This window comes from Ferroplasma sp. (assembly GCF_031200575.1).
Classification (GTDB): Archaea; Thermoplasmatota; Thermoplasmata; order Thermoplasmatales; family Thermoplasmataceae; genus Ferroplasma.
In genome coordinates this window covers 1,559,514-1,572,661 of record NZ_CP133597.1, presented here as the reverse complement: position 1 = coordinate 1,572,661, position 13,148 = coordinate 1,559,514, and the positions used below count along the sequence as shown (strand labels likewise).

The window sequence follows — 13,148 nt, the reverse complement described above, 5'->3', positions numbered from 1 at the left end:
GAGTATATGTTAAACACTGTGGATTCCGAAATGCTTTATGATAAATTCGGCAGACCGGTTAACAGCCTTAGAATTCAGTTAAATGCCATTTGCAATTTCAACTGCATATTCTGCCATATGGAAGGAACAGAAAGAAGCATGCAGTACATGACCCCGGAACAGATTGAGAAAGTTGTTGCTGTTGCCGCAAGCCATGGTGTAAATAAAATCAAATTTACCGGTGGGGAGCCACTTCTGCGTGAGGATATACTGGACATTGTCAGAAGGACAAGAAAACACATTACCGGGAACATATCCCTGACAACAAATGGGGTTGAGCTGCCGAAGCTTGCTTCTGGTCTCAAAAAGGCAGGGCTTGACCGTGTCAATATATCCATGCACGCAATAGATGAGTACAACTTCCATTTTATAACCGATACTAAGAAGAACTTCCTCCCCATGGTAAAACAGGGCATAGAAGCAGCAAAGAATGCCGGGCTGGGCCCCATAAAAATAAACTTTGTCCTGATGAAGAATATCAATGAGAATCAGGTAGATGGCATGATAAAATTCTGCGCTGAGAATGATTGCACCCTTCAGTTGATTGAATTCGAGGCAAACAGGGAGAAGGAGCACAGTGAGGAATACATAAAATACCATGTGCCACTGGATGCAATTGAAAATAAAATCAGGAAACAGGCTGAGGGAATAGAATACAACCCCCTTCACAACAGGGAACGATACACCGTGAATACTGACTCTGGCGTGGTCAAAATAGAATTTGTAAAGCCCATGAGAAACACGGATTTCTGCAAACACTGCACCAGATTGCGGATAACCGCAGATGGGCAGTTTAAGACCTGCCTGCTACGTGAAAATGACTATTTCAATATAAAGGATGTACTTGAAAACAGCGAGGAAATAGATAAGGTATACAGAAAGGCGGTAGCTGCAAGGGTGCCTTACTGGAGGTAAACAATGAGGATAACAGTACTTTATTTTGCCCATGTCAGGGATATAACAGGTAAAACCCAGGAGTCTGTGGAAATAGGCTCAGGTGGCATGGATGAGCTAAGGGAAACCCTGTTTTCAATGTACCCCGGGCTTAGAAATTTAAGTAATCTTCTCATATCAGTCAATAATGAATACTATTCCGGGCTTCCCTTAAAGAATGGAGACAGGGTGGCTTTTTTTCCTCCAGTAAGCGGGGGATAGTAATTATGTGAAATATTTTCCCTTCATGTATAGCAACAGACCATCACCCCTGGGATCTATCCCTCTATCTGCATCTTTTCCAGTAGTAATTCCCTGCGCATGCCCCATCATATCGTTGAGATCATCCACCGGTTCGTAGTGGTCAAGCCTCAGAGAGCTCTCATAATAAATTTTTGAGTCCCCGTATATTGAGGCCGGATACCCGAATCTGGGATATGCAATTGCATCCTGTATGGTGTACCCAAGATCAATAATTCTTGAGAGAATCTGCACATTCACCTGTGGCTGTACATCTCCGCCCATGCTACCCAGCATAATATCCTTCTTACCAGATGCAATAATGCTCATCAGTGTATGAAATGTTTTCTTTCCGGGCTTCAGTGAGTTTTTGTTATCACTATCAAGTGAAAAGTAGCTTCCCCTGTTGTTCATATTTATGCCTGTGCCCCTAATAGTGTGCCCTGATCCAAATCCCATATAATTGCTCTGTATGGCACTGATTTCAATATTACCATCGTATACAGAATACGCAGTGGTATCGGACAGATCGGATTTCCCACTGACATTCTGTGTACCATCAGGTTTTAAGTTATCAATATTTTCAGGCAATTTAACCCCGTCGTAGATGTAATTTCTCCTTATATTATAGGCATCATACATAGTTTTAATCAGTGTATCATAGTACTTCTGGTGTTCCATGCCAGAAAGTTCGTATTTGTTCAGGTCTCTTAACCATACAGCGGCTGTTAGTCCCTGACTTACAGGTGGGTTTGTATAAATACTGTAATCCCTGTATTTTACCCTTATAGGGTCAACTATCTCAGCCCTGTATTTAGCCAGGTCATCCATTGTTATTAATCCGCCTTTCTCCTCCATGTCCTTTTCAATCTTCCCGGCTATTTCTCCTGTGTAAAAAGATTCCAGCCCATTATTCACAAGATATTCTAATGTATTTCCCAGATCTTTCTGCACAAGCCATTTCTCTGTATCTTTATATATGCTGTTGAAGTCCTCATCTCCACCATCGAATTTATTGATTGCCTTAACGAGCTTTCTACTGGGTTCGAAGCCGGTTTCTGCGAACTGTATGGCCCTTTTAAAATCCTCTTTAAGTGGTAGATTGGCCTTTTCACTGGCAATAATCCATGCGGATACAAGCCCGGGTATGGAAAAAGATGATAATGGCCCCCTCTTTGGTATCTCCTTAAGGCCTTTTTGATTGTAAAAATCTATGCTGGCGTCTGCCGCGGCATATCCACTTGCATTGATACAGTAATATTTATTATCATTTATCGTTGCAAATAAATCTCCCCCAAGGCCATTGAAATGGGGCTGAACCACAACTAGGGCAGATGACGCTGCGAGCATGGCATCGTATGCATTACCGCCCTTTTCCAGCACTTCTATTCCTGCCTGCGAGCTTAACGGATGGCTGGTAGCCACATTATATTTCATAAAATAAATATTTACTCCATGTATTTAAATGATTTCAATATAATAATTATTCTGTAAGAAAACATTTTGCCTGTAATAATAATTGTAAAACTTTAAATATAAATTTTTCGAATATAGTTTATGAAATCGAATAAATTAATGTCGGTAATCGTGATAGTAATAATAGTGGCAGTTGTTGCCGGTGGAGGCTATTATGCCTACCATTACGAAACAACCGGAAAATTGAAGGTCAGTGCAGCAGATACCCCAACTGGTCTCAGTGGGGTTATGGATGTAAATGTGACATTCTCTGCTATTGCACTGCATTCTGATAAAGCATCTTCAAATTCCACAGGATGGACAAACTACTCACTGCATGATAAGACTGTTAACATAATGAATCTAACCGCAAGCGATGCAGCCTTCCTATCAAATCTTTCAGTACATGCAGGAAGCTATAATCTGATGAAAATATACATAAGCAACGTTTCAGTATACATTGAAGCTGGATTCCTTGGATTTTCTAGTTCAACAAGCGTTAGTCTTCATCTGGCACACGCATTTGCACTTGTTGTCTTTGTCCATCCGCTCACAGTAGCCGCACATACCACCACATCCATGGTAACTGATTTCAACCTATCTAATAATATCCACATGAGCTCCAAGACATTCAACATGAGCGCATCAGTTATAATAAATTAAATTTTAAAATTTTGAATATTTTTTATCCACAAAAACTTTATTTTTCATATAATGCTAATGTACAATGAATCCTTTTGAAAAAGGCACAATAGGAAATGTTGAGCTTAAGAATAGATTTGTCATGGCACCCATGATATCAAATTTATGCAATATTGATGGCACAACAAATGAGAATCACATTGCATATCTAAATGAACGTGCAAGAGGGGGGTTTGGTCTCATAATAACAGAGTATGCATACGTGGATTCTTCAAATGGAAAAGGTTCCCCCAATGAGATGGGGGTTTTTAAGAGAGAACAGATTCCAAAACTTTCAAGACTAACTGAAAGAATTCACGCATCAGGCTCTAAAATATTTGTGCAGCTTGTTCATGCCGGCGGAAAGGCCAATCCACATTATAACAGTGGTAGTGTGTTTGCACCGTCCAGTGTTGATTACATGGGGAATATTCCGGATGAAATGACCTTTGAGGATATTAGAAGCGTTGAAGATAAATTCCTGAATGCGGCCGAACTCTCAGCCAGGGCAGGATTCGATGGCATAGAGCTGCACGGGGCACATGGTTACCTCTTCCAGGAGTTTATATCTCCCGCACTGAACCACAGAACTGATGAATATGGCGGTTCCATGGAAAATAGGGTGAGGATTATCAATGAAATCGCATCACAGATAAGAAAAAAAGTTGATATTCCCGTGGGGATCAGGCTGAGCCTTTATGAGGACGACCAGGATGGTTATAATGCAGATTACGGTATAAAGATAGCATCTGCACTGAATAATATTGACTATGTGCATTTCTCTGCTGGCAGATTTGCACCGCCAGGGTCTTCAGCATCATTTTACTACGACCATGTGCATATAGGGGAAAAACTCAGAAAAAAGCTTGATAGAAATATTATGCTTGTGGGTTCCATAAATTCAATGAAAGATGCACAGAAAGCACTGGAAGTTTCAGATTTTGTGGTTCTCGGGAGGCAGGCACTTGCTGATCCTTACACGCCATTCAAGCTGCAGAATGGAATTCCATACAGGCCCTGCATTAGATGCAACCAGGCATGCAGAAACCTGTCCAATGCGGAGGTAAGATGCACTGTAAATCCATATACAGGCCTAGAGAACATTGGATACCGTGACAGGAAATACATGGGGGAGGTTGTAATAGTCGGGGCAGGCATAAAAGGGCTCGAAGCATCGATTTACGCAGCCAGTCTCGGTTTAAAGCCAGTAGTATACGAGAAGATCCAGGTTGGCGGTCAGTTCAATGAAATCGTGGATAAATACAAGAGGCGTGATTTCATGCCTCTAATAGATTATTACAGTGTGATGCTGAATAGATATGGCATAGATGTGAGGCATGAATCAGTGGAAAATGGAATAATGTGCATACCAGACAGGGTTTATCCTGACATCAGGGGCAATGGAGACATTAGCATTGATACTAATATATACAGGTACTTCGATGATGTTTTAAGCATAGCAGCCAGGAATCATGTGATAATGAGCAATGATTCATTAAACACTCTTGAGCGGTCAAGGGTATCCGGATACAGGAAATTGGCCGAAAAGGCAGGCGTTGAATTTAAAAACCTTGATTCCTACGATATAAAATTATATGATAAAAATCAGTACGATATCCTGGAGGCCATGAAGAGCGGAAGAAGATCTGTTGATGAGTATATATTAAAAAACGAAAGTTGCTTCCTTTAATTTTTGAAAATTTTTATAACTATTGCTTCCATAATCCATTATGAAAGTGGCAGTAATCATGGGCAGCAAATCGGATTTTCCTGTAATGGAGGCAGCTGTAGACGAATTAAAGAATTTTGGCATTGAGGTTGAGTACAGGGTTGTTTCGGCACACAGAACCCCGGAATTCATGCTTCAGTATGCGCATGATGCTATTAAAAACAACATTGAGGTGATAATAGCCGGTGCCGGCGGGGCAGCACACCTGCCTGGCATGGTGGCAGCAATGACAACACTTCCTGTTATAGGGGTTCCGGTTCAATCAAAATCTCTGAATGGCCTGGATTCAATGCTTTCTATTGTTCAGATGCCACCCGGGGTTCCGGTGGCTACTGTTTCAATAAATGGCGCCAGGAATGCGGCTTTGCTTGCTGTGAGAATTCTTTCAATAAAGTATCCCAAGATCAGGGAAATGCTGGATGATTTCGTGGCAAAGCAGAGGGATTCGGTACTGGGTGATAAGCTATGAAAATCGGGATTATCGGTTCAGGACAGCTGGGATACATGATGATAAATACCATGCGCAGGTATCCCATAGAATTTTATGTGATAGATGATAACAGGGGCCCCTCCTCGGAAATAGCTGATAAATTCTATGATGTTTCCGAATATAAGGAATTTGTTGATGCCTGTGATTACGTTACATACGAGTTTGAACATATAAGCAGTGAAATCCTTAACTATGCTGATGAGATGGGAAAATTGCGCCCATCCAGGAAAGCTGTGGAGTTAAAGAAGGACAGGTCACTGGAAAAAAAATTTCTTAAGGATCATAATTTCCCCATAGCAGATTACCAGTACGCTGAAACCTACCGGGATGCGTTCAACATGGCAAAATCATTCCAAAAAGCTGTAATAAAAAGTTGCATGGGGGGATATGACGGAAAAAACCAGTACTATATAAATCAGGATACGCAATATGAAAGCCATCCAGATATGCCCTATGTAATAGAGAAATTCATAGATTATGATTACGAAGCATCCATTATCGCCGTCCGGGACGAAAAGGGAAAATTCTTCAATTTTGAGCCCTCCTTTAACTATAACCAGAACGGCATTCTCATATACAACATCTCGCCTGTGAAAAATACCCTTGAAATGATTGACATAGCAAAGAGGCTAATGGAATCCCTGGATTATATTGGTGTTATGGGGATTGAATATTATGTAAAGGATGGAGATGTAATAATAAATGAATATGCGCCAAGAGTACACAACACGGGTCATCATACACTGACAGGGAGTTCAATTTCCCAGTTCGAGGAACATATACTGGCGGTCTCAGGAATGGATGCTGTAAGGCCAGATCTCTTTGTGCCATCCGGAATTGTTAACATAATAGGCACAGATATAGAAAGGCACATACCAAAAATACTGGAACTGGGCAAAACAAACATATACTGGTACCACAAGAATGAGGTAAGGCGCAAGAGAAAAATGGGGCACGTTAACGTTTATGGTGATACCTATGAGGAGGTCCGGGAAAAGATAAAGGATGTAATGGAAATAATATATGGTGACAACCTGGAAAAGTTTATTTAAAGCAGGAGAACAGCCTTTACACCGTTAACCTTTTTTATTTCATTTAGTACACTTCCACTTATTGTTTCAGTTGTCACTATTATTGCCCTGGGATTATCTATCAGGTCCGGGTCATCAGTAATTACCTGCCTTACTGATATCCCATTATCCGCAAGGAGTTTCATAACTCCTGCGATAATGCCCGGCTTTCCCGCATCCACCGGAATAATTTCTATAACCCCGAAGCCAATTTTTGATCCTGAATTTTCAAAATTGGAAACAGGGGAAAGGTTGCTGAAAAAATCATAAAGCCGCTTGTCGCTTATTACTTTCTGAATAAGATTGACAATGACCCGCCTGTCCACATTATATGCCCTTGCAATGGAATTGGGCTTAATCTCAATGGCATCACAGAACAATTTTGGCTCATCGTATACAATCTTGACTGATATACCGACCTTTGTCATTTTCTGTATGACCTTCATTTCTGCAGGGTATCCCTGAAATATTTGATTGATGTAGTCCCACATAAAACCTCTAATGTAATTTGAGTATTTAATAATTCAATATAACAAATTAAAATAATTTAATATTCTAGCAGTTCTCATCTCACTGTGTAGAATATTTTTTAACAAGCCTCACAAATTCACTGTAATCCCCTGGCTTGTGTACATTTAAATCAGAATTCTTCATGGTGTTTATAACGAACTCAGGAGGAAATTGCATGGGCAGATGTGAAATAATGAATTTCGCTGCTTCCTCTGGCTTTTCCTTCAGTATTTTGATTCCAAGGTTGTATGCATCAACGAAATCTTTTTCCTTGCCGTACACAGTGGCACCACAGCTTCCAGGTATTGCAACATTATTTTTCTTGAAATATTCCTCTATGCTGACTCCGGCATTGTCCATTGCCGGTACAACAACTGTATCAACCTTATTTGCGTTCATTGCCTCCATGAGCTCTCCCATGCTCTCGAAATACTGGATTTCCACATCCTTTTTTGTTTCTCCAACGTATGCCCTGAATAAAACATCGGAGGCACCACCCTTTCTTGTCATGCCTATTTTGTATCCGAGCTTCGGTGCGACTCTGGAAAGATTCTCAATAGTTACATAATCAATGGGCAATCCGCTTTTTACCAGAGAAACCGTGGAATCCAGGACAACGTCTGGCTTGTCCTTTCCAATATCAGAGGATTTTTTGAATTCTACATCTATATCTTTCCTTTCCATCATTGCTGCCACAAGAGGGTAGCAAACCGGTCCAGGTGCTGCTATAACTTTCATGAGTAGTTTATTAAAAAAGTGTTTATTAACTTAATGTTATTGTATGTACCAGTAATGTACTAAATATGACCATGTTTTATTCAAACATCAAAAAATGGATAATCCCCAAAAAGAATGATGCATAATGTGGAATAATTATAAAACATAATGAAAAATAATATATTGGATGTTGAGATTAGGTTTTTTAAGGTTTAAATGAAAAGATACTTGTTACTTGAGGACGGGACATCATATGAGGGCTATGGCTACGGCTATGATGGGGAGGCCAGCGGGGAGATCGTTTTTACAACATCAATGTCCGGGTATGTGGAAACTATAACTGACCCATCATACGCTGGAGAGATACTGATTTTTGCCTTTCCCGAGATTGCAAATTACAGTATAAGCATGGAGCATATGGAATCTGATAAAATTCAGGTCTCCGGAATAATCACAAGGGATGCACATGCCTTCCTGAACGGCGGCGACCCGGGGAAAGGGTTCAATGAATTTTTGAAGGCAAATAAAATACCTGCAATAGATGGCATAGATACCAGGGAGCTGGTTGAGAAGATAAGGCAGAATGGCACTGTGAGGGCTTATATCGGCAATAAGAACGAATTCCCGGGCAGCTTCCCGGATCCAATGAAGCTTAACCTTGTGGGAACTGTATCCAGAAAGAATTACCAGTACTATAATTCCGGCAGAAAAAAGGAGATTTTATTCGTGGATGTGGGAACCAAAAACAGCTTGGTCAAGCGCATCAGTGAAACTGCCTCGCTCCATATTGTTCCATACAATTATGATTTTGATTCAATCAAATTCCATTATGATGCCATATTCCTGCCAAATGGGCCGGGAGACCCTGATCACGAATCCCTTGAGCCCCTGAGGGGTTTTATAAGGGAAAAATCATCTGAAATGCCTGTAATCGGGGTATGCCTCGGCAACCAGCTGATAGCACTTTCCCTGGGAGGTAAAACGGAAAAAATGAAATACGGCCACCGTGGCATAAATCATGCTGTGCTTATAGATGGCAGGGTATACATTACATCCCATAATCACGGCTATGCGGTCAACGGCAATTCACTTGGTGGTACCGGCCTGGAAGTCGCAGGCAGGGATATCAACGATGGCACTGTTGAAATGATCAGGCACAGGGAACTGCCTGTATTTTCAGTGCAGTTTCATCCTGAAGCATATCCTGGCCCTTACGACAGCACATGGTTTTTCAATATGGTAAGGAACACAGTTGGTGAGTAAAAATGAATACAGATATAAAGTGCACACTTGTTATAGGGTCAGGGCCCATAGTTATTGGCCAGGCAGCAGAATTTGATTATTCGGGATCACAGGCATGCCTGGCACTGAAAGAGGAGGGTGTCCGCACTGTACTCCTGAATTCAAATCCTGCAACAATACAGACAGACCATGAAATAGCCGACAGGGTATACATAGAGCCGGTTGACCCGGAAAGTGTATTAGAAATTATAAAAAAGGAAAAAATAGATTCCATTTTGCCCTCAACAGGGGGGCAGGTGGGACTTAACCTGGTAATTTTGCTTGACAAACTTGGAATACTAAAATCAAATGGGATAAAGGTCCTGGGCACACCAGTAACATCCATAGAAATTGCAGAGGACAGAAAGAAGTTTTTTAACCTCATGAGGCAGATAGGTGAACCTATAATAGAGTCATATACGCTGGTCAGGGAGGATTATAAAGACATGATTGACCGCATTAAAAAATACCCACTGATACTGAGAACCGGTTTTTCCCTGGGCGGATCAGGTGGGGTTGTAATTAAAAACCGGGATGAATTAATTTCATACTGTGATGACTATTTTTCTGTGCATGATGATACTGTGGAACTGGACGAATCGCTTCTTGGACTCAAGGAAATAGAGTACGAAATGATGAGGGACAATGCAGGAAACTGCATTTCCATATGCAATATGGAGAATCTGGACCCCATGGGGGTTCATACTGGAGAAAGCATAGTAACAACACCATCCCTTACACTGACCAACGATGATTACCAGAAATTAAGGACCTCTGCCATTCATATTGTGAATGAGATAGGTGTGATAGGGTCATGCAATATACAGTTCGCCCTTAACCAGGCAACAAACGAATACTACGTGGTTGAGGTCAATCCAAGAACATCCAGGTCATCTGCACTTGCCTCAAAGGCATCCGGGTATCCAATAGCACGTATCTCAACTAAAATTGCAATGGGGTACAATATAAATGAGATAAAAAACCCGGTAACCAAAAATACATATGCAGCCTTTGAACCGTCTATGGATTACATAACCGTGAAAATCCCCAGGTGGCCCTTTGATAAATTTTCGGTAAAAAGAGAAATTGGAATAGAAATGAAATCTATTGGAGAGGCCATGGGCATTGGCAGGACATTCGAAGAAGCCCTAATGAAATCAATCTCATCGCTGGATATCAAGCAGGCAGTTCCCATGAGGCTGTTCACATCTCCCGAGAAGGCACGTGAACTCATGAAAATTCCCAATGACCAGAGAATATTTGCCATTTTTGATGCCCTATTTCAGGGTATTTCCTCTGCTGAAATATCGGAACTGTCCGGTTACGATGAATTCTTTGTTGAGAAAATGAGGAACATAGCCGGTGGCATATCATCAATAAAACCAGGAAAAATACCTGAAAACATGGAATACCTGAAACTTCTTGGGATATCAGATGAAACCATTTCATATTATTCCAAAATAGGTGTACCCGAAATTATAAAATACAGGCTGGATAAGAATATAATCCCGGTTTATAAAAGCATAGATACCTGCTCTGCCGAGTTTGAGTCAGATACGTCCTATATGTATTCATCATATGACAGATACAGCGATAATAAAATAGCACAGAGAAAAAAAGTTATTGTAATAGGATCGGGGCCAAACAGGATTTCCCAGGGTGTAGAATTTGATTACGGAGCAGTAAAATCTATACTCTCACTGAGAAAAATGGGTTTTGAGGCAATAATGGTTAACAGCAATCCTGAGACGGTATCAACAGATTTTGATATATCTGACAAGCTGTATTTTGAGCCCATAACGCTGGAGCATATATCAAATATAGTATCTGTGGAAAAACCACAGGGCATTATAATCCAGTTCTCGGGACAGACAGGTCAGAACATGGCGGATGGTCTTTCTAAAATATTCAGGGATACGGTGATAGGAACGCAGCCAGCAGATATATTCAGAATAGAGGAGAGGACAAAATTCTCTGCAGCCCTTAAGGACCTGGGCATAAAGCAGCCTGATTTTATTGAAGCTTCCAATATGAATGAGCTGGAAGAAAAGATAGGAAGTATCAAACTACCGGTTATAATCAGGTCAAGCTTCATTATTGGGGGCAGGGCAATGGATATAATATACGACTATGGAATACTTCAGGATCGTGTCCGTGAACTGTTCATAGAGAGGCCGGGATCTCCAGTACTTGTAAGCAAATACCTGCAGAATGCCACAGAAATTGATGTAGATTTTATATCATCAAAGAAAAAATCGGTAATAGCCGGCATATCAGTGCACATAGAGGAGGCAGGCACACATTCAGGCGATGCCACAATGGTTCTGGGCCCGCACCTGCTGGAAACCTCCACAGTGGAAAAAATTCAGGACATTGTGGAGAAACTGAGGGTGAATTTTAATCTTCTGGGCCTATCAAACCTGCAGATTGCAATAAAGGATGGAGAAATATATGTCATAGAGCTGAATGCCCGTTCATCCAGGTCAGTACCCTTTGTTGCCAAGGCAACAGGCATAAACTGGGTAGATTACGGTATAAAGGCCATGATGGGCATGGACCCTGATATAAAATATACCGAACCGAAATCATATTTCATCAAGGTTCCTGTATTTCCATTCAAGAGGTTCAGGGATATGGATGTTATACTTGGTCCCGAAATGAAGTCGACCGGAGAGGCTATGTGCTGTGGTGAAACCTTCCACGAGGCAATGTCCAAGGTTATACGGATAATGAAGCGCAACTTCCAGCTGAAATCTGTTATAATAACTGTAAACGATCCTGACAAGCCTAAAGCAATTGAAATAGCAAGAAAACTAAGCCAGAATGGGGTACAGATTTATGCAACACCGGGCACTTACAGCAGCCTCCATGCTGCAGGCATCGGGTCAACGGTAGTTTACCGGGTAAAGGATCTCAGGCTTCCCGGCCTGAGTGATATTATCAGGAATGAAAACATATCAATGATAATCAATACTCCCTCTGAATCTTACGGATCCATTCGTGATGGCTTTTCCATAAGGAACCTGGGAATCAAAAAGGATATACCTCTGATTACAAACATAAAATTTGCAGGAGAGCTTGTTGATTCTATACTATCCGGAAAAAAGGCAGGTATAAGAGAGCTTGGGGATTACTATTAAATATATTTTATAAAATTTATCATAGTTTTATTAATAATTATATCATTGGGTTTACATGAAAGATTTTGAAAAGATTTATCAGAAGATAAAATCGGTTTCCCCGGAACATCATTTTGAGTTTACTGACTCACCTTTCTGGATACTTATAACAACCATACTCTCACACCGCACAAAGGATATTGTAACTGACGCAGCCGCCAGAGGGCTTTACAATAAATACCACGATTCATATGGCCTGGAGAATGCCGACCCCTCTGATGTTAAGGCAATTATAAAATATGTGGGCTTCAGCAACGTAAAATCACAGAGGATTATTGATATTGCCAGAATAATAAACCATGAATACGGTGGAAGGGTGCCAGACAACCATGACGAACTGGTCAAACTTCCGGGGACAGGAAGTAAAACAGCCAACATCGTCCTGACGCAGGGATTCGGCATACCGGCTATAGCGGTAGACACCCACGTTTTCAGGATTTGCAACAGGATTGGAATTATAAATGCAAAGGACCCTGATAGGGCAGAAGCCGCACTTAAGGAAATCGTGCCGGAAAAATTACAGGTGGAATTCAACCCGGTTATGGTAGAATTCGGAAAAAATATCTGCAAACCTGTATCCCCTAAATGTAATATATGCCCAGTATCATCATACTGTGACTATTATTCTAGTGTATACACAAAAAAGACGGTAAAAACTAAGGTGAAAGGAAAAAATGACCTATTATAAATTTATTGCCCTGCCCAGCATCCAGTTGCATAACTCATCTAGCCAGGTTAATATAAAATTTTTATGGCAATATACCTATCACTTTCTACTTAAATCTTTATATATGGCGAAAGGCCCGGGGTTATTACAAAAGAAA

The 13,148-nt window shown here is 40.9% G+C and carries 12 protein-coding genes; 9 read left to right on the top strand and 3 right to left on the bottom strand.

Going from position 1 to position 13,148, the window contains the following annotated elements:
• Window positions 1-6: 6 nt before the first annotated feature.
• Both moaA and RE471_RS08280 read left to right on the top strand, forming a co-directional pair.
• Window positions 7-954: a GTP 3',8-cyclase MoaA gene (gene moaA, locus RE471_RS08285; protein ID WP_309214378.1), complete on the top strand. Its 948-nt coding sequence runs from the start codon at window positions 7-9 to the stop codon at window positions 952-954.
• Window positions 955-957: 3 nt separating this feature from the next.
• Complete coding sequence (locus tag RE471_RS08280) at window positions 958-1,194, top strand: MoaD/ThiS family protein (protein WP_309214377.1); 237 nt, start codon at window positions 958-960, stop codon at window positions 1,192-1,194.
• Window positions 1,195-1,197: 3 nt separating this feature from the next.
• Here RE471_RS08280 and RE471_RS08275 read toward each other — a convergent pair whose 3' ends face one another.
• Window positions 1,198-2,649 (bottom strand): gamma-glutamyltransferase, encoded by a 1,452-nt coding sequence (locus RE471_RS08275; RefSeq protein ID WP_309214376.1) that lies wholly within the window; start codon window positions 2,647-2,649, stop codon window positions 1,198-1,200.
• A gap of 120 nt (window positions 2,650-2,769) precedes the next feature.
• On the opposite strand from RE471_RS08275, the gene RE471_RS08270 reads away from it, so the two are divergent.
• From RE471_RS08270 to RE471_RS08255, 4 genes are all read left to right on the top strand, one after another.
• Window positions 2,770-3,330: a DUF4382 domain-containing protein gene (locus RE471_RS08270; RefSeq protein WP_309214375.1), complete on the top strand. Its 561-nt coding sequence runs from the start codon at window positions 2,770-2,772 to the stop codon at window positions 3,328-3,330.
• A 64-nt stretch (window positions 3,331-3,394) separates the two neighbouring features.
• Window positions 3,395-5,038, top strand: a complete 1,644-nt coding sequence (locus tag RE471_RS08265) for an NADH:flavin oxidoreductase (RefSeq protein WP_309214374.1) — start codon at window positions 3,395-3,397, stop codon at window positions 5,036-5,038.
• Window positions 5,039-5,075: 37 nt separating this feature from the next.
• Window positions 5,076-5,546, top strand: a complete 471-nt coding sequence (gene purE, locus RE471_RS08260) for a 5-(carboxyamino)imidazole ribonucleotide mutase (RefSeq protein WP_375379273.1) — start codon at window positions 5,076-5,078, stop codon at window positions 5,544-5,546.
• Window positions 5,543-6,619, top strand: coding sequence for a 5-(carboxyamino)imidazole ribonucleotide synthase (locus tag RE471_RS08255; protein ID WP_309214372.1), 1,077 nt, complete (start codon window positions 5,543-5,545; stop codon window positions 6,617-6,619). Before purE ends, RE471_RS08255 begins: the two co-directional genes overlap by 4 nt.
• On the opposite strand, the gene RE471_RS08250 is transcribed toward RE471_RS08255, so the two are convergent.
• Both RE471_RS08250 and RE471_RS08245 read right to left on the bottom strand, forming a co-directional pair.
• Window positions 6,616-7,128, bottom strand: coding sequence for a regulator (locus RE471_RS08250; protein ID WP_309214371.1), 513 nt, complete (start codon window positions 7,126-7,128; stop codon window positions 6,616-6,618). The two genes, RE471_RS08255 and RE471_RS08250, sit on opposite strands and share 4 nt — an antisense overlap.
• A 79-nt stretch (window positions 7,129-7,207) precedes the next feature.
• Window positions 7,208-7,885, bottom strand: a complete 678-nt coding sequence (locus tag RE471_RS08245; RefSeq protein WP_309214370.1) for a DUF3834 domain-containing protein — start codon at window positions 7,883-7,885, stop codon at window positions 7,208-7,210.
• A gap of 195 nt (window positions 7,886-8,080) precedes the next feature.
• On the opposite strand from RE471_RS08245, the gene carA reads away from it, so the two are divergent.
• The 3 genes from carA to nth are packed head-to-tail and all read left to right on the top strand — an operon-like array spanning window position 8,081 to window position 13,012.
• Window positions 8,081-9,127 (top strand): glutamine-hydrolyzing carbamoyl-phosphate synthase small subunit, encoded by a 1,047-nt coding sequence (gene carA, locus RE471_RS08240; protein ID WP_309214369.1) that lies wholly within the window; start codon window positions 8,081-8,083, stop codon window positions 9,125-9,127.
• A 2-nt stretch (window positions 9,128-9,129) separates the two neighbouring features.
• Window positions 9,130-12,285, top strand: coding sequence for a carbamoyl-phosphate synthase (glutamine-hydrolyzing) large subunit (gene carB, locus RE471_RS08235; RefSeq protein ID WP_309214368.1), 3,156 nt, complete (start codon window positions 9,130-9,132; stop codon window positions 12,283-12,285).
• A 55-nt stretch (window positions 12,286-12,340) separates the two neighbouring features.
• Complete coding sequence (gene nth, locus RE471_RS08230) at window positions 12,341-13,012, top strand: endonuclease III (RefSeq protein ID WP_309214367.1); 672 nt, start codon at window positions 12,341-12,343, stop codon at window positions 13,010-13,012.
• Window positions 13,013-13,148 lie beyond the last annotated feature (136 nt).